This window comes from Dolichospermum sp. LEGE 00246, from assembly GCF_015207865.1.
Lineage (GTDB): Bacteria > Cyanobacteriota > Cyanobacteriia > Cyanobacteriales > Nostocaceae > Dolichospermum > Dolichospermum heterosporum.
The window spans coordinates 1-22,869 of record NZ_JADEWA010000015.1 but is presented as its reverse complement, the minus strand read 5'-3'; the positions used below and the strand labels follow the sequence as shown (position 1 = coordinate 22,869).

Here is a 22,869-nt window from a genome sequence, read left to right as displayed (position 1 = left end):
TTTGAGCTTAAGTTGACACCAATGAGCAGTGCTAGATCCCTACATGGAGGATCAAATAATTAAGCCGTTCGACTGACTCCTGGGCGTATGAGTGACTGGGCGCAGGCCCTGCGCCCCTACTGAATTTTTATTAAATACCAATAATTTTTTTCAACAGCGATAATTTACCTAGATAGGGTGCGTATCGCCAATTTATATCCAAAGGAAATGAGTTTTGTAAGACACTTTTGTAATGGGAAAAGGTATCAAAACCAGCTTTACCGTGATAGCTACCCATCCCACTATCACCCACACCCCCAAATGGTAAAGAAGAAACAGCAACCTGCATTACTGTGTCATTAATACATACTCCCCCAGATGATGTTTCCTGTAAAATCCGTTTTTGCAGGTTTTTGTTTTGGGAAAATAAATATAAAGCCAGGGGTTTTGGTCTAGAGTTAATTAAAGTAATAGCTTCATTGATATCTGTATATTCAATAATTGGTAAAATCGGTCCAAAAATCTCCTCTTGCATTACCGGATCTGTTAAAGAAACATTTTCCAGAAGCGTGGGGGCAATATAAAGTTCTTCAGGTTTAGTTTCTCCCCCCATAATCACTTCACCACACTTGAGTAAATTTGCTAATCTGTCAAAATGTTTTTGATGAATAATTCTGGCATAATCGGCACTGTTAGCTGGATTTTCCCCATAAAATTCTTGCAGACATTTCTGCAAAGCATTGACTAAATTTGGTTTAATTTTCGTATCTACCAACAAATAATCCGGGGCAATACAAGTTTGTCCAGCATTAATAAATTTACCCCAAATAATGCGTTTGACGGTATGTTCTAGATTAATGTCCGTATCAATGATGCAAGGACTTTTTCCACCCAATTCCAAAGTTACCGGAGTGAGATGTTTGGCAGCAGCTTCCATAACTATTTTACCAATGGCTGTACCACCAGTAAAAAAGATGTGATCAAATTTTTCTGCTAGTAACTTTTGACTCGTTTCCACTGCACCAGGGACAACTGTAATATATTCTGGAGAAAAGTATTTATGAATAAGTTTTGTAATTAAATCCGAAGTCCGCGGTGCGAGTTCTGAAGGTTTAATAATAGTACAATTTCCCGCAGCGATCGCCCCAACCAAAGGTGAGATAATTAACTGAAATGGATAATTCCAAGGTCCAATAATTAAAACTACTCCTAAGGGTTCTGGACATATTTTAGCCGAGTATGGAAATAAATCTAAAGGAACGGCTGCTTTTTTGGGTTTTGTCCAAGTATTGATATGTTTGATGGCATAATCAATTTCTTTATTAACACCGATTTCCGTAGCATAACTCTCAAATTCTGGTTTATTTAAATCAGCTTTTAATGCCTGAATAATTGCTGCTTTATTCTCAATTACTAACTGTTTAAGGACTTTGAGTTGGGCAATCCGAAAAGTAACATCTTTCGTTTTACTACTTTGGAAAAACTGCCGTTGTTTAGCAATAATCTCAGCGTGTTTTGGTAATTCGTTAGTAATCATTGTTAATTAAATCTTAAAGAATGTGTGTAAGGATTCAGGCAACAGAGACCGGGGAAGATAGAAGAAAAATGTTCTTCATCCTTCATGCTTCGTTATGAACTTCTGAATTCTTACGAATGTGTTTTAATATTAGGCAACAACCTCTCATCGAGATTCGCAAATTATGGATTTATCCAACTTTACTACACTACAAAATTTAGAATCAGCCTTTGGTGGGGAATCAATGGCTAATCGTAAATACCTATTTTTTGCAGCCGTTGCACGTAAACTAGGGTTTTCCGATTTAGCAAAACTCTTTAAGGAAACAGCAGATCAAGAAACCGAACACGCTTTTGCACATTTTGAATTATTACATCCAGAACTTGTTGTTCAAGATGCAACAACTTTAACTGATGAACAAAAACGGGAAATCATCTCTCGTTGTTTATGTTTAGCGATCGCAGGTGAAACCTATGAATACACAACCATGTATCCTGAATTCGCTGCTGCGGCTGAACATGATCGAGATCATCCCGCAGCAACAGAATTTCTCCAACAAGCTCAAGAATCTAGTGATCACGCTAACACATTTCGTGCTGCCGCCCACCGATTTGGGTTGCTTAAATTCATTGAAAATTATCACGCAGATCGCTATACTGAAGCCTTAGAAGTCTTGAACGGTGGAGACGCTGTAACTAGAGTTGCTAGTGAAAATCCGCAAACTCAAAAATGGATCTGTAGACAATGCAGCATGATTTATGATCCTGTAACAGGTGATCCAGATTCAGGAATTTTACCAGGTACAGCATTTGCAGATATTCCTGAAGATTGGCATTGTCCTATTTGCGGTGCAACCAAGAAAACTTTTAAACCCCTTGAGGAAAAAGTTGCCGCTTAACAAAAATCAATCTAAGTAAATTCCCCATCATCTATTGATGCTCCCTCTTCTCTAGTAATGTATAAAATATAGAAGAGGGAGTTATCTAGTGGGTACTGTATGCCAGAAATCAGGGGTAAAACTGGCTTGTTGTCTGGCGTGAATTTAGGGAACACCAAAAAATAAATTACCCAATTTTGTGGGATGGGCATCCTGCCCGTCCTTGATGATTAGCGGGCAATTCGTCCCGCAGCACAAGAAATTTTTGGGTATTTTTTTAATTGGAAGTTCCTAAGTGAAATGAAGCAATTCCAAGGGTTGTGATTGCTTCCCTTCGCTCGCAATGACTGTAAATATTTTTGTCCAATTACTTATAACGACAATTTTCAACGCCAACCTACTTAATTCTTAAGAAATCGGTAAAAAGTACCCAAAAAAAAGAGAGTGGGAGGAGGCATTACCAAGCGCCTTTCTCTCCCACTCTACCATTTGCTGCTGAAGCGATTAGGAACTTTATTCATATAGACGATAACCGCTAATTAGGGGGGTAATTTGCAGGTTAACGATAACGTCTATACTTAGCAGGTATTCCTATGCAGCAAATACTAATTCTATTTATTTTTTAGACAACCTCTACAAGAGTCTTTTGTTAATTGATTCAGCTTTTTAACAACCCTCTTGTTTTTTGCTTGTCTAATATAATTTAGCCTGGATAATTTCATCGTGGTTGCCAATTTGGCATTTATTTTTATTTTTTTTATTTGTTCATCTCCAACAGTTTTTAACCTGCATTTTTCGAGAATAATTAATAGGGGGTCACACCCATCATCCTTGACATAGCTTGATTTCACCGGCTTTAAAGGCATTGTATCTATGACTATAAACCCGATTTTTAAGTATTCTAATTATGCAAAATGCAGGGTTTCAGGATGAGGGGTGAAACCCTGCATTGATTCACTAACAGTCTTATCTATATAGGATTGAGGTGAGATCAAGTTAAACTGTTAAACCAATTCCTCCAGCCGCAAAATCAATCACGGTTTGATGGGAAAATTCATGGGTAGCGATCGCTTGCAACATTGTTAAGGGTAGGGTGAGATGATTTGCACCGGCTTGGAGAGATGCGGCTGCTTCCGCTGGTGACTTGATACTAGCTGCTAAAATTTCCACATCACTGCCTTTGAGGATACTGGACATATCGCGGACTAAGGCAATACCGTCTCCTAGCAAGCGTTCTGCCCGATTCACATAGGCGATCGCAATTTTTGCCCCCGCTTCCCTGGCTACAGCGGCTTGTGCGGGGCTGTAAATACCAGTGACGGAACAGGTAATTTCCGAAGAAAGGGTAGCTACCACCTCAAATCCTAGCGGTGTAGCGGGAATTTTCAAGATGGTTTGAGAACCAATAATTTCAAAGGCTTTTCTCCCTTCGGCGATCATTTTCTCCTGATCTGAAGCCAGGAGTTGGTAGTATACAGGACCGGAAGTTAAGGAAACTAAGGTTTTGAGGGTGGTTGCTGGTGGGGTGTTAGCTTGCGCTAATAATGTGGGGTTGGTGGTAATACCTTTCACCCAACCCCAATGTTTAACAATTTCGGCTTCTGCGGCAATAGCTGAATCTAAATAAAGCGCCATGATCATCCTGATAAATGCCTACCTGGATTACTTTACAGCACCTCAACAATGTTTTCTAATCTGCTATTGCCCAACGGACATAAGTAATTGGACAAAAATATTTACAGTCATTGCGAGGGAAGGGAAGCAATCACAACCCTGGCGATTGCTTCATTTCACTTAGTTCCCTATGGCTAACGCCACGCAACGCTTACGCAATAACATTGTGTAATTAATTCTGTCTCACTACTTAGTCCCAGAATTGTATTCTGAGGGATAGATTAAGCCGTGAAATACTTAGCCGCAGGGTGATAGGTAATAATCGCCGTTGTCGACTGTTCAGGATACAATTGCTCACTTTCATCCATGTGCATCTTCATCCTATCAACCCCCAACAACTCCAACTGCTTAAACTGATCTTGAATATTCGGACAAGCTGGATAGCCGAAACTATACCGAGAACCTTGATAACGCTGCGCCAACATATCCCGAATATTGTCCGGTTCAGAATCACCAAAACCTAGCTCCCGGCGGATTCTAGCGTGAGTCCATTCTGCCAAAGCTTCCGCAACCTGGACAGCCATACCATGAAAATACAGATAATCAGTGTATTGATTATTCGCAAATAGCTTTTGGGCAAACTCCGTTGCTATTTCCCCCACAGTCACCGCTTGCATGGGGAAAACATCAATAATTCCCGATTCTTTGGGTGCAAAGAAATCCGCAATACATAACCTATTCAAAGACCTCTGACGCGGAAACTCAAAACTAGCTCTTACCTCTGCGCCCTCTGCGCCTCTGTGGTTCGTTTCATAAATCAATAAACTATTCCCCTCAGATTGACAAGGAAAATAGCCATAAATCACTTGAGGATGTAATAAATTCTCCTCAATAATTCGCTGTTTCCATTCTTCTAAAACTGGGTAAACCTGCTGGGCTAAAAACCCCTGATATTCCTCCTTAGATTGTTCCTTGGGTTTACGAAATTGCCATTGTCCAGCGACCAAAGCTTGCAAATCCAAATACCAGAATAATTCCTCCAAAGAAATATCATCAGGTTGTAAAAACTGCGTTCCCCAAAAAGGTGGTTGTGGACGTTCAATATCTACAGCTACAACCTGAGAACGCCGAGTATCAACCTCCTTTTTAATATCAGCATTCTCCTTTGTGGAGTGGGCATCTTGCCTGCCCTTTGCCTCAACAGATTGATGTCCATTTTCGGGAACTTCATCCAAAAATCCCTGGAAATTATCCCAATTACCTGCTGTTTTTGCGGGCATTAACTTATCCATGAAATGTAAATCAGAAAAGGCATCTTTACCATAGACAACCTTACCCTTGTAAGTACCTTGGCAATCTTGATTTACAAATTTAGGAGTTAAAGCTGCACCACCTAAAATTACTGGCACAGTAATTCCCTTTTCATTAAAAGTTTGTAAATTCTCTTTCATGAAAGCGGTAGATTTTACTAACAATCCACTCATGGCAATACAATCAGGTTGATACTGTTCGTAAGCTTGAATAATGTTTTCTACAGATTGCTTAATTCCCAGGTTAATTACCTTGTAACCATTATTAGATAAAATGATATCTACAAGGTTTTTACCAATATCGTGAACATCACCTTTGACAGTGGCAATCACAAAAGTTCCCTTGGCATTATTGCCAGATTCCGACTTTTCCATAAACGGTTCTAAATAAGCAACCGCAGTTTTCATGGTTTCGGCAGATTGTAAGACAAAAGGTAATTGCATTTGTCCAGAACCGAACAATTCACCGACAACTTTCATTCCGTCTAATAAGAAAGTATTGATGATTTGTAAGGGAGGATATTGTTCTAAAGCTTTTGTTAATTGGGTTTCTAAACCAATGCGTTCACCGTCAATAATATGCCGTTTCAAACGTTCTTCAATTGGTAAACTGGCATCAATTCCTGTATTGCGTTTGGTTTTGACTCCGGCAAAAATTGTGGTTAATTCTCCCAAGGGATCATAAACGCAGACATTACCATCAAATTTGCGTTCATCATAAATTAATTGCCGACAAACTTCTTGATGTTGAGGTTCGATTTTAGCCAGGGGTAAAATTTTATTCGCGCTGACAATTGCTGCATCCATGCCCGCCTGCATGGCTTCATGCAAAAACATCGAGTTTAAGACCATGCGCGAGGCGGGATTTAAGCCAAAGGAGATATTGGAAACACCTAACATGACATGACATCCCGGCAATTCTTGGCGAATGCGGCGAATGGATTCTATTGTGGCTTTGCCATTTTCCCGATCTTCTTCAATCCCTGTAGAAATAGGGAGGGCTAATGTATCAAAGAATATTTCTGTCGGCGCAATCCCATATTCTACGGCTTGACGGTAAGCCCGTTGGGCAATTTGAAATTTTTTCTCTGCTGTCCGCGCCATACCATCTTCATCAATTGTGCCAATAATCACACCGGCACCGTACTTTTTCGCCAATTCTAGGACTTTCAAAAATCGTGGTTCGCCATCTTCGTAGTTGGTAGAATTGAGTAAACACTTACCACCAGCTACCTTTAACCCGGCTTCCATTTTTTCCCATTCGGTGGAATCGAGCATTAATGGTAATGTCACATTATTGACGATACGAGAAACTAACTCGTGCATATCCCGCACGCCGTCACGTCCCACATAATCAACGTTCACATCCAGGATATGTGCGCCTTCTTTCACCTGATTCCGTGCCATTGAGACTAAACCATCCCAGTCTTCAGCGTTGAGTAAGTCACGGCATTTTTTAGAACCACTGGCGTTGAGACGTTCACCCACAATCAAGAAAGAATTCTCTTGCTCGTAAGGTTGAGTAGTATAAATTGATGCGGCTGCTGGTTCTAAACTTGGTTGTCTAACTTTTGGTTTTAACTCTTTAGCAATTTCCGCCAATTGTTGAATATGTGCTGGTCGTGTCCCACAGCAACCCCCAATCACTTGGACACCTAAATCTTCGATAAAGTGCATTAACGCCATGCGTAATTCTATGGGCGTAAGTCTGTAATGTGCTTGACCGCCAACGTTTTCCGGTAAACCCGCATTGGGAATACAGGAAACTACGAATGGGGAATGTTCTGATAAATACTTGATGTGTGGTTTCATCAAGTCGGGACCTGTGGCACAATTTAAGCCAAGAATATCAATGGGATAAGATTCGAGAATAGTAACTACGGCGTTGATTTCTGTCCCTACCAGCATTGTTCCCATGCTTTCCATAGTTACAGAGACCATTAAGGCTCGTCTTTCCCCTTTTTTGGCAAAAACTTCCTCAATTCCATTCAGTGCGGCTTTAATTTGCAGTACGTCTTGGCAGGTTTCCACAAGGAATAAATCCACACCACCATCAAATAAGGCTTCTGCTTGTTCCGCAAAAGAGGCTTTCATGGTGTCGAAGTCAATATGTCCCAAAGTTGGGAGTTTAGTTGTTGGACCAATAGAACCAGCTACAAATCGGGGCTTTTCGGGAGTGGAAAATTCCGCAGCTACACTTTTGGCAAGTTCGGCGGCTTTTTTCGTGAGATAGTAAGCTTGGTCTGCTAGGTCGTATTCGGCGAGAACGATGGACATAGAGCCAAAGGTATCAGTTTCAATGACATCAGCGCCAGCGGCGAGGAAATCACGGTGAACTTTGGCGACGGCTTCGGGTTTGCTGTGAACTAAATACTCGTTACAACCTTCATATTGTGCGCCTCCAAAATCTTCAGCGGTAAGGTTTTGGGTTTGCAGGTTGGTTCCCATTGCGCCGTCAAAGACGATAACGGGACGTTCTGGACTATAGAGGTGTTTGAGAAAAGGATGGGTCATATGGTGTGAAAGAATAAAGTTATTTTTGTAATACTAGACTTAATTTATTATCCGTTTACAAACTGAGGTAGTCTAGCTTCAATTGTTGCGTATTATCCAGTGATGTGATCTTACTCAAGAACCACAATTGATTAACCAAAGATAAAATAGTGAAACTTTCAGATTTCAGCAGTCCATTACCGAAAACAGTATCTACTACCATGTCTGTTAATTCTAAACTTTACGAAGGCAAAGCTAAAATTCTTTACGCTACAGATGATCCAGAGATTTTGTTGGCTGATTTTAAAGATGATGCTACAGCCTTTAATGCTCAAAAACGAGGCAGCATTGAAAACAAGGGCATGATTAACTGTAGTATTTCTAGTCAACTATTCCAACAATTGGCAATGCAGGGGATTAAAACTCATTTTATTGATAGTCCAGCCCCCAATTTGATGAGAGTCAAGGCTGTAAAAATTATCCCCTTAGAAGTGGTGGTCAGAAATATTGCGGCTGGTAGCCTGTGTCAGCAAACTGGGTTAGCACTGGGAACTGTGTTATCACAGCCTTTGGTGGAATTCTATTATAAAGATGATAGTCTAGGTGATCCTCTACTGACAAGCGATCGCCTATTTCTTCTAGAATTAGCCACACCGGAACAAGTTGCTCAAATTAGCCATCTTGCCTTGAAAATCAACGAATTTCTGCAACAGTTTTGGGAAAAGTGTCAAATTACCTTAGTGGACTTCAAACTTGAATTTGGCGTAGATTCCCAACAGCAAGTATTATTAGCTGACGAAATTAGTCCTGATACCTGTCGTTTATGGGACATAGCTGAAACCGATACTAACCGTCGAGTTATGGATAAAGACCGTTTTCGTCGTGACTTAGGAAACGTAGAAAATGCCTATCAGGAGGTTTTACAGAGAGTATTAAAAGTGGTAGAAAGTTATAAAACCGAGTAAGTAATTTTTCCAGTGATTAACAAATAATGGTGTGTGGTAGTGAAGAGAAATATGATTAAAAAACATTTAACACCCGGATTAATGGCTATGGTAGCCATTACAGTCCCTTTAGCAATTTCTGTCAAAGCAAACGCCCAAGCTACTGATAGTCACCCACAGACCACAGAAGTTTTGACAGCAGAAACAAACCAGCCAGAAAAGCAGCATCCTGTTAAAAGTGATGCTAGTGAAAATCTGACATCCCATGCCTTAGTTGGAGAAAAAGAATCTAACCAATTTTCGCCCATTGTCAAAGTGATCACAGCCAATTCGGCAGCAGTAAACAAAGCATCTGTTATTGTGCCAAAAACCACAATAGTTCCCATTACCGCACAAGTCCCCCAACCAGGTACTACTCAACCCCCTGCGGCTACACCTACTCAAAAAAACTCAACTCCCTCAACAATCAAGACGGAATCTGAAGTTACACCACAACCCACAGTAACTACCCCAGCAAAACCGACCCAACCTCCTGCGGCTGAATCTAGTCCAGAAGCAACGGAAGCCCGTGTACTGGTGTCAGAGGTAGCAATTAAATCAGAAACAGGACAAATCACCCCCGAACTAGAAACCGAAGTTTATAAAGTAATTCGTACCCAAGCTGGACAAACAACAACCCGTTCCCAACTCCAAGAAGATATTAGTGCAATTTTTAGAACTGGGTTTTTCTCCAACGTCCAAGCATTTCCAGAAGATACCCCTCTTGGTGTGCGAGTCAGTTTTATTGTTACTCCCAATCCCGTCCTCTCTAAAGTAGAGTTAGAAGCAAATCCTGGCACGGCTGTAGCCTCTGTCCTTCCTGCTGGGACAGCCAACGAAATATTTAGTAATCAATATGGCAAAATTCTCAACTTGCGGGAATTAAGTGAAGGCATCAAGCAATTAACTAAGCGCTATCAAGATCAAGGTTATGTACTAGCCAACTTAATTGGCGCACCCAAAGTCTCAGACAATGGAGTTGTTACCCTCCAAGTCGCTGAAGGGGTTGTAGAAAGCGTGAAAGTCCGATTCCGTAACAAAGATGGTGAGGACGTAGACGACAAAGGCAACCCAATTCGGGGACGGACAAAGGATTATGTTGTGACGCGAGAATTAGAATTAAAGCCAGGAACGGTATTCAATCGCAATACAGTGCAGAGAGACTTAGCACGGGTATATGGATTAGGATTGTTTGAACCACCAGATACTGAACCTATATCCCTTGCCCCTGGTACTGACCCCAGCAAAGTAAATGTCCTAGTCAATGTCACTGAACGTACCAGCGGTTCTATTGCTGCCGGGGCGGGTATCAGTTCTGCCAGTGGTTTATTTGGAACTGTCAGCTATCAGCAGCAAAACTTGGGAGGAAGAAACCAAAAATTAGGGACAGAGGTACAGTTAGGAGAACGAGAACTACTATTTGACCTCCGCTTTACTGATCCTTGGATTGGTGGTGATCTTTATCGAACTTCATATACAGCCAATATTTTCCGTCGTCGTTCTATTTCTCTGATTTTTGAAGGCAAAGATAATAACATTGAAACCTTTAATCCTGATAATATTACGGATACAAATCAACAAGATCGCCCTCGGATTACCCGGTTAGGTGGTGGTGTTACCTTTACTCGTCCCCTTTCTGCCAATCCTTTCAAAAATTCCGAGTGGCTGGCTTCTGCGGGACTACAGTATCAACGGGTTTCTGGTCGTGATGCTGACGGCAATTTAAGGAAGGAAGGGGCAATATTTGATGATAATGGTAAAATCATCAGTGGTAAAATTCCCCTCACCCTCTCGTCTTCTGGGGAAGATGATTTATTACTATTCAAGCTGGGCGCACAAAGGGATCTCCGCAATAATGCCTTACAACCCACAAAAGGTTCTTTCCTCAGCTTTGGAGTTGATCAATCTGTACCTATAGGTTCAGGTAGTATTTTTATGACTAGGTTACGAGGTAACTATAGTCAGTATCTACCAATTAAATTGATTAGCTTTAGCAAAAAACCGCAAACTTTAGCATTTAACCTCCAAGGCGGAACTATATTTGGGGATGTGCCTCCCTATGAAGCCTTTACTCTGGGTGGTAGTAACTCGGTTCGGGGTTATGACGAAGGCAGATTAGGTACGGGTAGTAAGTATATCCAAGCTGCGGTTGAATATCGCTTCCCTGTGTTCTCTGTGGTCAGTGGCGCACTATTTTTTGATTATGGTAGCGATTTGGGAAGTAGTACCCAATCTGCACAATTGTTAAAGAAAAATGGTAATGGCTATGGCTATGGTGTAGGTTTGCGGGTGCAATCTCCACTTGGACCAATTCGTATAGATTATGGTGTCACTGATGAAGGTGATAGTCGGATCAATTTTGGGATTGGAGAAAGATTTTAAATTGGTCAGTTGTCGGTTGTCAGTTGTCAGTTGTCGGTTGTCGGTGGCTAAGAATTTTACTCTTGACTTCTGAATCTTTTTTGGGCGCAGGCCCTGCGCCCCTACCTTCTGACTCCTGTGCCTTAATAATAAGCAATAGTAACTACAATATGGGGATTGTTGGGGGATGGAACAATATACGTTAGGCGGGGAAATTATTGAGAATGGTGTGGGTTTGCATAGTGGTGTCAATACTCAGGTGAGAATATTACCTGCGCTACCGGGAAGTAACCGCTTTTTTGTGCGGGTAGATTTACCAAATTCACCTATGATTCCTGCTCAGGTTGCGGCTGTGAGTAAGACTGTGCTTTCTACTCAGTTGGGTAAGGATGAGGTCTGTGTTCGCACTGTGGAGCATTTACTGGCAGCTTTGGCAGCTATGGGGGTGGATAACGCCAAAATTGAAATTGATGGACCGGAAGTGCCACTTTTAGATGGTTCGGCGCGGATTTGGTGTGAAAGAATTGCTGAGGTGGGAATAGTAGCCCAAATGGCGAATAATTTACCCGCACCTGTTGTGATTACTGAACCGATTTGGATTTATGAAGGTGATGCTTTTGTTTGCGCTCTACCTGCACCGGAAACTCGATTTAGCTATGGGATAGATTTTAATTTGGCGGCAATTGGCAATCAATGGCACAGTTGGTTATTAATGACCTGTTTGGAAAAGTCTGCTGCGGATTTTGTGGTGGAAATTGCACCAGCACGGACTTTTGGGTTACAGGATCAAATTGAATATCTGCAAAGGTCGGGATTAATTAAAGGTGGGAGTTTAGATAATGCTCTGGTTTGTGGGGTTCAAGGTTGGCTAAATCCCCCATTACGATTTGCAAATGAACCAGTCCGTCATAAAATTTTGGATCTAGTAGGAGATCTAAGTTTACTGGGAACTTTCCCTGTTGCTCACTTTTTGGCGTACAAAGCTAGTCATAATTTACATATTCAACTAGCACGAAAAATTTTAGAGTTGTTCTAAAATACCTGAATTGATAGCAGTTTCCGAGAGGAAAGGAGGAACAGTAATCAAAAAGTAAGATAATATTTATACTTTTATTTCTATTTCCTGTTCCCTGTTCTCTGTTCCCTGTTCCCTGCTATACCTATTTCTAGTGTCTAATCATTCAAATAACTTACAACTAATGTCCACTATTACCGAACCTAATTCCCAGGAAGTGAATACATCAAGTGAGGATAATGTCAATACACAGACAATTAAAACTACCTTGACTATTGAGGAAATTCAGGAACTTTTGCCCCATCGCTATCCATTTTTACTGGTAGATCGGATTATTGATTATGTACCTGGTAAAAAGGCTGTGGGTATTAAAAATGTTACTTTTAATGAACCCCAATTTCAAGGGCATTTTCCGGGGCGATCGCTTATGCCCGGTGTGTTAATTATTGAAGCAATGGCACAAGTTGGGGGCATTGTGATGACGCAAATGCCGGAATCCAAAGGAGGACTGTTTGTATTTGCTGGTATTGATAAAGTCCGTTTTCGTCGGCAAATTGTTCCTGGGGATCAACTGGTGATGACGGTGGAACTGTTGTGGGTAAAACAGCGTCGTTTTGGGAAAATGCAAGGACGAGCGGAAGTTGACGGAAAACTAGCCGCTGAAGGGGAACTAATGTTTTCTTTGATTAGTTAAATCCTAACTATGATTTATTTGATTAATGTGATTGCCATGATGATCTAAATCAAAAGAATCATAGTTGAAGATCATGCGATTTCCATAATCATCTTAATCAAAAAAATCAAAAAAATCATAGTTAAAGATATGTTGAAAACACTTATTCATCCGACTGCTGTCATACATACTAGTGCGGAACTCCACCCAACAGTGCAAGTCGGTGCTTATGCTGTGATTGGAGAGAATGTCAGAGTTGGCGCAGACACTGTAATTGGCGCTCATGCTGTTCTGGAGGGACCTTGTGAAATTGGTACGGGAAATCAGATTTTCCCCGGTGCAGCTATCGGTATGCAGCCGCAGGATCTCAAGTATGTGGGAGAACCTACTTGGGTAAAAATTGGCAATAATAATTCTATTCGTGAGTATGTGACGATTAATCGCGCTACTGGCAGGGGTGAAGCGACAGTAATCGGCGATGGCAATTTATTGATGGCTTATGTTCATGTAGGCCATAATTGCGTGCTTGAGAATTCTGTCATTATTGCTAATTCTGTGGCGTTAGCAGGTCATGTACATATTGAATCGCGGGCTAGACTCAGCGGCGTTTTAGGTGTACATCAGTTTGTCCATATTGGGGGGATGTCAATGGTGGGAGGAATGACACGCATTGATAGAGATGTGCCTCCTTATATGTTGGTGGAGGGAAATCCGGCAAAAGTGCGATCGCTCAATTTGGTAGGATTAAAACGTTCGGGAATGCCTGCGAGTGACTTTCAATTAATTAAAAAGGCTTTCCGTCTTCTCTATCGTTCTGAGTTTTTATTTAAAGATGCTTTGCAGGAGTTGGAAAATTTAGGAGATACAGAAGAATTAAAACATCTTCGCCGTTTCTTGTTACTTTCCCAAATGTCGGGAAGACGAGGTTTAATTCCCGGAAAAGGTAAAAAATCCGTCAGTGATGAAGAATGAATAGTCAGTCAGATGTAGGGGCGGGGTTTTCCCGTCCTCAAAGTTTACTAGTTACTCTGTTTTTGTCGGCAGAATATAGATGAAATTAACCACGAAGAAGCGAAGGCAACGAAGGAAGAAAAGAAGAAGAAAAGAAGAAGAAAAAAATAGGTAATCTTCCACTGGGAAGGGGGTGGGAAAGGACGTAAAAATCTAAAATCTAAAGTTTTAAAATGCGAATATTTATTAGCACTGGCGAAGTTTCTGGAGATCTACAGGGTTCGCTATTAATTAAGGCACTTCAACGCCAAGCTGTTGCTGCGGGGTTGACATTAGAAATTATTGCCTTGGGTGGGGATAAAATGGCGGAAGCTGGGGCGAAAATTTTGGGTAATACCAGCGGTATTGGTTCAATGGGTTTGATTGAGTCTTTACCTTATGTTATTCCTACTTTAAGAGTACAACGACAAGCGATCGCTCACTTGAAGAAAAATCCCCCGGATTTAGTCGTCCTTATTGACTATATGGGTCCAAATTTGGGCATTGGTACATTCATGAAGGAAAATTTGCCTGATGTGCCTGTGGCTTATTATATCGCTCCTCAAGAGTGGGTATGGTCTATGAGTTTTCAGAATACTAACCGCATTGTTGGTTTTACAGATAAACTATTAGCAATTTTCCCGGAAGAAGCCCGATATTATCAACAAAATGGGGCAAATGTTTCTTGGGTAGGACATCCTTTAATTGATAGAATGGCAAATGCGCCTAGTCGGACAACTGCGAGGGAGAAATTAGGAGTTAAAGTAGAAGAAATAGCGATCGCTCTTTTACCAGCTTCCCGTCATCAAGAATTAAAATATCTTCTACCAATAATTTTTCAAGCCGCCCAAAATATTCAATCTAAACTACCAAATGTCCATTTTTGGATTCCTCTATCCTTGGAAACATTTAGAGAACCAATTACAGCCGCAATTCAAGAATATGGGTTAAAAGCTACAATAGTATCAAGTCAACAACAAGGCGTTCAAGATATTTTAGCGGCGGCTGATTTTGCTATTAATAAGTCAGGAACAGTCAATTTAGAACTAGCATTATTAAATGTCCCCCAAGTTGTAGTTTATCGGCTTCATCCTCTTACAGCTTGGATTGCGCGTCATATTCTTAAAGGTTCAATTCCTTTTGCTTCTCCAGTCAATTTAGTTGTCATGCGGGAAATTGTCCCAGAATTCTTGCAAGAACAAGCCACAGCCGAGAATATTACCAAAGCAGCAATGGAATTGTTGTTAAATCCTGAAAAAAGACAACAAACTTTCACAGCTTATCAAGAAATGCGCCATTGTTTGGGAGAATTGGGAGTGTGCGATCGGACAGCTAAAGAAATACTAGAAATGTACATTTAGAGAACTCCACAAAAAAATGATCCAATTTTGTGGGATGGGCATCCTGCCCGTCCTTGATGATTAGCGGGCAAGATGCCCGCACCACAAGAAATTTTGGGATATTTTTTTGATTGGAAGTCTCTTAATTAAAATGACTCGTTTTATCTATGACCAATTCGCAAAAGATTACCTAGAAGAACTAAGTAGTTGAACAGAAAAATTTAAGAACAAAACGCCAATTTAGAATCATGAGGATTACTGGGAAAATTAGCCACAACACCTGCTATATTTGAACCATACCGCAACCCAGCATCAAAAGAAGAAATATGTGATTGTCTGTTAAAATTACTAGAAGTGAGAGGTGCATTCCAACGGGAAGCAAAACGCAATCAAACCAAGATCATAGAAACCCAGATTCCCAAATTATGGATTCTCATACCCACAGCATCAAAAAACCTGCTATCAGGATTTGATGGTGCAGCCAAACCAGATTCCCTACCAGGAATATACTATTTACCACAATCTTTACGCACAGCAATTATTGTCATTCATCAATTACCACAGACTCAAGAAACCCTATGGTTAAGACTTCTAGGACGAGGAACAGTACAAAAACAAGCAATTGATGAATTAGTTGCGTTACCATCAAATCAGCCTTATGTAAAAATTACATTAGAGCTACTTTATAACCTCCAGCAGAATTTAAGAATCAATCAAAGTTCACAAACAGAAGATAGGGAACTAGCTAAACAAGAAGGAGAACAACGTCTAATTATCCGTCAACTAAATCGTCGAATTGGTGAAATTGAATCATCATTAATTCAAAGAGTCCAAGCATTATCTATTGAGAAACTTGAAGAACTTGGAGAAGCTTTGTTAGATTTTACTTCAATTGAAGATTTAGAAAATTGGCTGCAATCTGTAAACTTAATCATAACTAAATAATGACCAAAAAACGACCAATTGCAGTTGATTTATTTGCAGGCGCAGGTGGCATGACTTTAGGCTTTGAACAAGCTGGTTTTGATGTCCTAGCATCTGTGGAAATAGATCCAATTCATTGTGCAATTCATCAATTTAACTTTCCCTTTTGGACTGTGTTATGCAAAAGTGTAGAAGAAACAACAGGGAAGGAAATTCGGAATAGTTCTCAAATTGCTAATCAAGAAATTGATGTAGTATTTGGTGGTCCACCCTGTCAAGGTTTCTCACTAATGGGAAAACGTTCTTTTGATGATCCAAGAAACTCTTTAGTTTTCCATTTTATTAGATTAGTTGTAGAATTACAACCCAAGTTTTTTGTGCTGGAAAATGTCAAAGGAATGACAGTTGGGAAACACAAAGAATTTATTGCTGAAATCATTAGTCAATTTTCCGAAAGTGGTTATCAAGTTAATGCAAATTACCAAGTTTTAAATGCAGCTAATTATGGAGTACCCCAAAATCGAGAAAGGTTATTTTTACTAGGTGCGCGTGAAGATTTAGAATTACCTAAATATCCAGAAAAAATCACATTCCCAGCAAAATCTAATCAATCTTCCGAAACTAAGTTAGTCATAACTCCTACAGTTTGGGAAGCATTACAAGATTTACCAGTCATAGAAAAATATCCAGAACTATATCAACAAGATTGGATATTTACAGAGTTTGCTAAACCTAGTAACTATGCTAAAAACCTGCGTAATCTTCCAACTGCAAAAAACAACTATTCCTATAAACGTCAATATGATCCTACTTTACTAACATCAAGTTTAAGAAGTAAGCATTCGACCGAATCTATGGATAGATTTGCATCCACACCACATGGTAAAATCGAATCAATTAGTCGTTTTCATAAACTTGATCCTGATGGTTTATGTAATACCTTAAGAGCCGGAACACCTAGTAATAAAGGTGCATTTACTTCACCTCGTCCCATACATCCTTTTATCCCCAGATGTATTACTGTCAGGGAAGCTGCGCGGTTACATTCCTATCCTGACTGGTTTCGATTTCATCCGACAAAATGGCATGGTTTTAGACAAATTGGTAATTCTGTTCCCCCGCTTTTAGCACAAGCAGTCGCAGAGGAAATTATTAAATTTTTAGATATCAAATCTTCTGATAGTGCAAAAGTGACAAAAACCATACCTCAAAGTATTAAAGATTTAGGGGATATTAGTTTATTAACGCTTGATATGTCAGCAGCAGCGAAATACTTTGGAGTGAACCCTGATGTTATAGAACCGAGAACCAGAAAAAAATGAATTTTTAGAATTTAGCTATACTAAAAACGGGTCGCAGCCTTACTATTAAAATCGCTAAAAGTATTGATATAAAAAGATTTTTGCCGAAGTAAAATTCCAGCAATCATCCGTTTTCAGTATAATACAGCAAATTGTATCAATATCACTTATTTATAGCCATACTCCCGACTGGGCGCAGTCCCTGCGCCCCTACCTCCTGATAGCGTAGGGTGGGGTAATTTGAGGAATAATGGTGATTCGATAACTTGCGTGTACACCGTAGCCTTTATAAGGGGAGAGAACTGGATTTTTATTGTTACCCCCTTTACAAGGCCTTTACAAGGGGAAAGAGGGGTAACAAGATGATGAAAATTACGGGATACCACTTTTAAAACATCCTCTTATCAATACCTATGCCAATTTTCCAAATATAAGTCCCAAACCTAATAAAATCGTTACGATATCAATAGGGTTTCAGGGTATTGCTTATAAAATCTTGTTAAATCAAATGCCATGATAAATTACCTGAAATTAGGCTAATCATAATTATTACCTCAGTAATTATACAGATAATGATAGGATTGATTCCAGAACCTAAACTCCCAATACCATAAGGAAATTATTTACAAATGATTTTTTTTAATCAAGACCAACAACTAGAAAATATCGGTAATCAAATTTTAGAGGCAACTTGGGCAGAGTTTCCAACTTTAGCAGCTCATCAAATTGCTTTGACTTGGGTGGTATATGATCCTCCCGCACCGGTGAATACAGGTGGTGCGCTGACTCCTAACGCTTTTTGGGAACATCCGGTGCGGGGTTTTAGCTATCGGGGGGGAGAACGAATTTATCCTGCAAGTGTGGTGAAGTTATTTTATTTGGTAGTGGTGCAAGAATGGCTAGAGAAAGGAATGAGTCAGGCTTCGGCAGAATTAGACCGGGCTTTGAAGGATATGATAGTTGATTCTAGCAACGATGCGACTAGTTTAATTGTTGATATCATCAGTGGGACTAGTTCTGGTCCCCAGTTAAGTCTTGGACCTTTTGAAACTTGGAAATATCAACGCAATATTATTAATCGTTATTACCAGTCTTTGGGGTGGGAGGAAATGAAGACGATTAATGTCTGTCAAAAAACTTGGGGTGATGGTCCCTATGGACGGGAAAGAGCTTTTTACGGGGAGATGTTTGAAAATCGGAATATGCTGACGACGGATGCGACTGCGAGATTATTACATAGTATCGTGGGTGGGGTGACGGTTTCTAGTGAGCGATCGCAATCTATGATGAATTTACTCAAACGTAGTATTAAGCCAGAAGAGTTAAGCCAAGATGGCGAAGAGAACCAAATTACAGGCTTCTTAGGGGGTGGATTACCTCAAAATAGTCAAATCTGGTCAAAAGCAGGTTGGACAAGTACAGTCCGTCATGATGCGGCTTATATTGAATTACCAGATCAGCGTCCTTATCTGTTGGTGGTGTTTACGGAAGGGAAAGAGCAAGCTAAGAGTCGGGAAATCTTACCTTTTGTGTCTAGAAGAATTGCAGAAGCGATCGCTAATTTATAGAATTGCAATTACTGGGACTTAACAACGGAAATAGGGAAAAATGGGACGGATTTTTATTTCTGCGGCACATGGTGGCACAGAAGCGGGCAAAAATGACCCCGGTGCGATCGCTGGTGGCACAACGGAAGCAAAGGAAATGATTCTTTTGCGGGATTTGGTGGTGATAGAACTGCGAACCCGGAATTTAGAAGTTTTAGCTGTTCCTGACGATTTAAGTGCGGCTCAAACCATCGCTTGGATTAATGCTCGTGCTAATTCTAAAGATGTGGCATTAGAAATTCAAGCCAATGCAGCTAATAGCCCATCTGTGCGCGGAGCAAGTGCCTTTTATATTGCCAAAAATGATCAGCGCAAACAAAATGCAGAAATGTTATTAACGGCACTTTTGCGCCGTGTCCCCCAATTACCCAATCGCGGAGTCAAACCAGATACAGATAGTGGCTTGGGTAACTTGCAATTTTGTCGTCAAACAGCGATCGCTGCCATACTACTACAAGTCGGTTTCCTCAGCAGTCCCGAAGATCGGGCTTTATTACAAAGTCGTCGTCGTGATTTTGCGATCGGAATTGCCGAAGGACTAACTACTTGGAGTCAAGCAAATGATCCTCAGCAACCAAAAACCGAAAATTATCCCAGCATTAACATCAATATCAATGGACAGAATTACTCAGAACAAGGACTATTAATTAATGGTAATGCTTACATCCCCATTGATTTAGTAGATCGGTTACGGATTGATATTTCAAAATTAACTAATTTACGCCGGATTACCTATCGGCAGATAGTTTATATCAAAGCCATAGAACTTCGAGAATCTCATATTTCTATTGATTGGGATAGTGCCTCACGCACAGTCAAATTACGCTCAATTTCAACAGTTTGTCCCGGACAAATTGAACAACTTATCTCCACTGGCAACACATCAGAAATACAATTACAATCATTTCTAAAAATCAATAATGAAAGTGCCATTACCCAATTTCCTGACCTTCCCAAACTATATCGAGAAGAAGCAACTATTGAAGGCATAAATCATGACATTGCTTTTTGTCAAATGTGTCTAGAAACTGGATTTTTACGGTTTGGGACTGACATCAAACCCCAACAAAATAACTTTGCCGGTTTAGGTGCAGTTGGTGGTGGTGCTGAAGGAGCATCATTTCCCAGCGCCAGAATTGGTGTCAGAGCGCATATTCAACATTTAAAAGCCTATGCCAGTTTAGAACCCTTAGTCCAGCCAGAAGTAGATCCGCGATTTCGTTTTGTTACCAGAGGTGTTGCTCCCTCAGTTAATCAATTATCAGGGCGCTGGTCTGCGGATTTAGACTACGGAATCAAAATTACAGCTATTATCAGAAGACTCTATGAGTCAGCAAATCTTTTGTAATTATAGAAAAGTTTAAAAAGCGACGGTCAGTCGCAGCTAACCAGACAAGACCCATCTTCATGGGTTTCAAATCTTAATTTTTCCTTAAGTCTACGCAGGTGGACTTTGTTTGTGTAGTAGCGACTGACCGTCGCCGGAAACTTTTCTCTTAATCCTGTTATAGTGATATTAATGATGATTAGGAACAATATTTGTGTTTCCCCTCTACGATGAAAACCCGACCCGAATTACGCCATATTTTACCTATGGTTTAATTGGCATGAATGTTCTAGTTTTTCTCCACGAAATCAGTTTGTCAAATCTGCAACTAGAACAGTTTTTTCAATTGTATGCAGTCATACCGCAAGAATTAACCATCAACTGGAGTGGAGAGTGGACAACCTTATTTACCTCACAATTTTTGCATGGAGGTTGGTGGCACTTAATATCCAATATGATCTATCTGTGGGTATTTGGTAACAATATTGAAGACCGTTTAGGGCATTTTAAATATTTATTATTTTATTTAACCTGTGGTGCTATAGCTGCTTTATGTCAATGGTTTATTGGTATGTACTCTACTATCCCTTCCTTGGGTGCAAGTGGGGCAATTTCTGGAGTTCTAGGTGCATACTTAATCTGGTTTCCTCAAGCAAGAATCACCACTTTAGTTTTTTTGGGTTTTTTCATCACCACAATTAATATCCCCGCATTAGTAATTATTGGTATTTTCTTTATACAAAATCTTATCGCTGGTTTTGCCAGTCTCCAGACAGCAGCTAAAATGAGTGTAGAAACGGGAGGAGTCGCTTATTGGGCGCACCTTGGGGGTTTTATTGTGGGGAGTATTTTTGCCCTGGGAAATAGAGAATAGAGAATTGGTAATTGGTAATTAATTGGTAATAAACCCACATTCCGCTTTGCTTCATTCGCAATGACAAGGACTTTAGCGATCGCTCCATGAGTTGTCATTGCGAGTGAAAGGAAGCAATCTCTTAATAACTTATAAATCTGGCGATTGCTTCATTCCCCTTTGCTTCATTCGCAATGACAGGAACTCTGGCGATCGCTCCATAAGTTGTCATTGCGAGTGAAAGGAAGCAATCTCTTGATGACTTATAAACCTGGCGATTGCTTCATTCCGCTTTGCTCCATTCGCAATGACAGGAACTCTGGCGATCGCTCCATGATTTGTCATTGCGAGTGAAAGGAAGCAATCTCTTGGTAACTTATAAACCTGGCGATTGCTTCATTCCGCTTTGCTCCATTCGCAATGACAAGGACTTTGGCGATCGCTCCATGAGTTGTCATTGCGAGTGAAAGGAAGCAATCTCTTAATAACTTATAAATCTGGCGATTGCTTCATTCCCCTTTGCTCCATTCGCAATGACAAGGACTTTGGCGATCGCTCCATAAGTTGTCATTGCGAGTGAAAGGAAGCAATCTCTTAATAACTTATAAATCTGGCGATTGCTTCATTCCCCTTTGCTCCATTCGCAATGACAGGAACTCTGGCGATCGCTCCATGAGTTGTCATTGCGAGTGAAAGGAAGCAATCTCTTGATGACTTATAAACCTGGCGATTGCTTCATTCCCCTTTGCTCCATTCGCAATGACAAGGACTTTGGCGATCGCTCCATGAGTTGTCATTGCGAGTGAAAGGAAGCAATCTCTTGATGACTTATAAACCTGGCGATTGCTTCATTCCCCTTTGCTCCATTCGCAATGACAAGGACTTTGGCGATCGCTCCATGAGTTGTCATTGCGAGTGAAAGGAAGCAATCTCTTGATGACTTATAAACCTGGCGATTGCTTCATTCCCCTTTGCTCCATTCGCAATGACAAGGACTTTGGCGATCGCTCCATAAGTTGTCATTGCGAGTGAAAGGAAGCAATCTCTTGATGACTTATAAACCTGGCGATTGCTTCATTCCCCTTTGCTCCATTCGCAATGACAAGGACTTTGGCGATCGCTCCATAAGTTGTCATTGCGAGTGAAAGGAAGCAATCTCTTGATGACTTATAAACCTGGCGATTGCTTCATTCCCCTTTGCTCCATTGGCAATGACAGGAACTCTGGCGATCGCTCCATGAGTTGTCATTGCGAGTGAAAGGAAGCAATCTCTTGATGACTTATAAACCTGGCGATTGCTTCATTCCCCTTTGCTCCATTCGCAATGACAGGAACTCTGGCGATCGCTCCATAAGTTGTCATTGCGAGTGAAAGGAAGCAATCTCTTGATGACTTATAAACCTGGCGATTGCTTCATTCCCCTTTGCTCCATTCGCAATGACAAGGACTTTAGCGATCGCTCCATGAGTTGTCATTGCGAGTGAAAGGAAGCAATCTCTTGATGACTTATAAACCTGGCGATTGCTTCATTCCCCTTTGCTCCATTCGCAATGACAGGAACTCTGGCGATCGCTCCATGAGTTGTCATTGCGAGTGAAAGGAAGCAATCTCTTGATGACTTATAAACCTGGCGATTGCTTCATTCCCCTTTGCTCCATTCGCAATGACAGGAACTCTGGCGATCGCTCCATGAGTTGTCATTGCGA

Annotated in this window: 14 protein-coding genes and 1 pseudogene; 12 read left to right on the top strand and 3 right to left on the bottom strand. The window is 40.7% G+C overall.

What is annotated here, in order from left to right; translation table 11 throughout:
• Window positions 1-130: 130 nt before the first annotated feature.
• Complete coding sequence (locus tag IQ228_RS02060; RefSeq protein ID WP_027404837.1) at window positions 131-1,516, bottom strand: aldehyde dehydrogenase; 1,386 nt, start codon at window positions 1,514-1,516, stop codon at window positions 131-133.
• Between the two features lie 163 nt (window positions 1,517-1,679).
• On the opposite strand from IQ228_RS02060, the gene IQ228_RS02055 reads away from it, so the two are divergent.
• Window positions 1,680-2,393 carry a rubrerythrin family protein gene (locus IQ228_RS02055; protein WP_193962061.1) on the top strand — a complete coding sequence of 238 codons (714 nt, stop codon included), beginning with the start codon at window positions 1,680-1,682 and terminating at the stop codon, window positions 2,391-2,393.
• Between the two features lie 975 nt (window positions 2,394-3,368).
• Here the strand turns inward: IQ228_RS02055 and IQ228_RS02050 are convergent.
• Window positions 3,369-4,007 carry a transaldolase family protein gene (locus IQ228_RS02050; RefSeq protein ID WP_027404834.1) on the bottom strand — a complete coding sequence of 213 codons (639 nt, stop codon included), beginning with the start codon at window positions 4,005-4,007 and terminating at the stop codon, window positions 3,369-3,371.
• A gap of 260 nt (window positions 4,008-4,267) precedes the next feature.
• The gene (gene metH, locus IQ228_RS02045) at window positions 4,268-7,810 is read right to left on the bottom strand and encodes a methionine synthase (RefSeq protein ID WP_193962060.1); all 3,543 of its coding nucleotides are present in this window, start codon (window positions 7,808-7,810) and stop codon (window positions 4,268-4,270) included.
• Window positions 7,811-8,010: 200 nt separating this feature from the next.
• Here metH and purC point away from each other — a divergent pair, with 200 nt between their 5' ends.
• The 11 genes and pseudogenes from purC (at window position 8,011) to IQ228_RS01990 (ending at window position 21,184) form a co-directional block, all read left to right on the top strand.
• Complete coding sequence (gene purC, locus IQ228_RS02040; RefSeq protein ID WP_027404831.1) at window positions 8,011-8,754, top strand: phosphoribosylaminoimidazolesuccinocarboxamide synthase; 744 nt, start codon at window positions 8,011-8,013, stop codon at window positions 8,752-8,754.
• A gap of 51 nt (window positions 8,755-8,805) precedes the next feature.
• Entirely contained in the window at window positions 8,806-11,154 is a 2,349-nt protein-coding gene (locus IQ228_RS02035) for a BamA/TamA family outer membrane protein (protein WP_193962059.1), read from the top strand.
• A 166-nt stretch (window positions 11,155-11,320) separates the two neighbouring features.
• Window positions 11,321-12,169 (top strand): UDP-3-O-acyl-N-acetylglucosamine deacetylase, encoded by an 849-nt coding sequence (gene lpxC / locus IQ228_RS02030; protein WP_193962058.1) that lies wholly within the window; start codon window positions 11,321-11,323, stop codon window positions 12,167-12,169.
• 163 nt (window positions 12,170-12,332) lie between these two features.
• On the top strand, window positions 12,333-12,842 hold the full coding sequence (fabZ, locus tag IQ228_RS02025; RefSeq protein ID WP_027404828.1) for a 3-hydroxyacyl-ACP dehydratase FabZ: 510 nt from the start codon (window positions 12,333-12,335) through the stop codon (window positions 12,840-12,842).
• 132 nt (window positions 12,843-12,974) lie between these two features.
• Complete coding sequence (gene lpxA, locus IQ228_RS02020; protein WP_193962063.1) at window positions 12,975-13,793, top strand: acyl-ACP--UDP-N-acetylglucosamine O-acyltransferase; 819 nt, start codon at window positions 12,975-12,977, stop codon at window positions 13,791-13,793.
• A 212-nt stretch (window positions 13,794-14,005) separates the two neighbouring features.
• Window positions 14,006-15,172, top strand: coding sequence for a lipid-A-disaccharide synthase (gene lpxB / locus IQ228_RS02015; RefSeq protein ID WP_027404826.1), 1,167 nt, complete (start codon window positions 14,006-14,008; stop codon window positions 15,170-15,172).
• A 130-nt stretch (window positions 15,173-15,302) separates the two neighbouring features.
• A pseudogene (locus IQ228_RS02010) lies at window positions 15,303-16,096 on the top strand (DUF4351 domain-containing protein).
• A complete protein-coding gene (locus tag IQ228_RS02005; protein WP_027404825.1) occupies window positions 16,096-17,397 on the top strand; it encodes a DNA cytosine methyltransferase in 1,302 nt (433 codons plus the stop codon). Before IQ228_RS02010 ends, IQ228_RS02005 begins: the two are co-directional and overlap by 1 nt.
• A gap of 608 nt (window positions 17,398-18,005) precedes the next feature.
• Window positions 18,006-18,944 carry a serine hydrolase gene (locus IQ228_RS02000; protein WP_193962057.1) on the top strand — a complete coding sequence of 313 codons (939 nt, stop codon included), beginning with the start codon at window positions 18,006-18,008 and terminating at the stop codon, window positions 18,942-18,944.
• Window positions 18,945-18,984: 40 nt separating this feature from the next.
• Window positions 18,985-20,331 (top strand): N-acetylmuramoyl-L-alanine amidase, encoded by a 1,347-nt coding sequence (locus IQ228_RS01995; protein WP_027404823.1) that lies wholly within the window; start codon window positions 18,985-18,987, stop codon window positions 20,329-20,331.
• Window positions 20,332-20,524: 193 nt separating this feature from the next.
• Window positions 20,525-21,184: a rhomboid family intramembrane serine protease gene (locus tag IQ228_RS01990; protein ID WP_193962056.1), complete on the top strand. Its 660-nt coding sequence runs from the start codon at window positions 20,525-20,527 to the stop codon at window positions 21,182-21,184.
• Window positions 21,185-22,869: the final 1,685 nt, after the last annotated feature.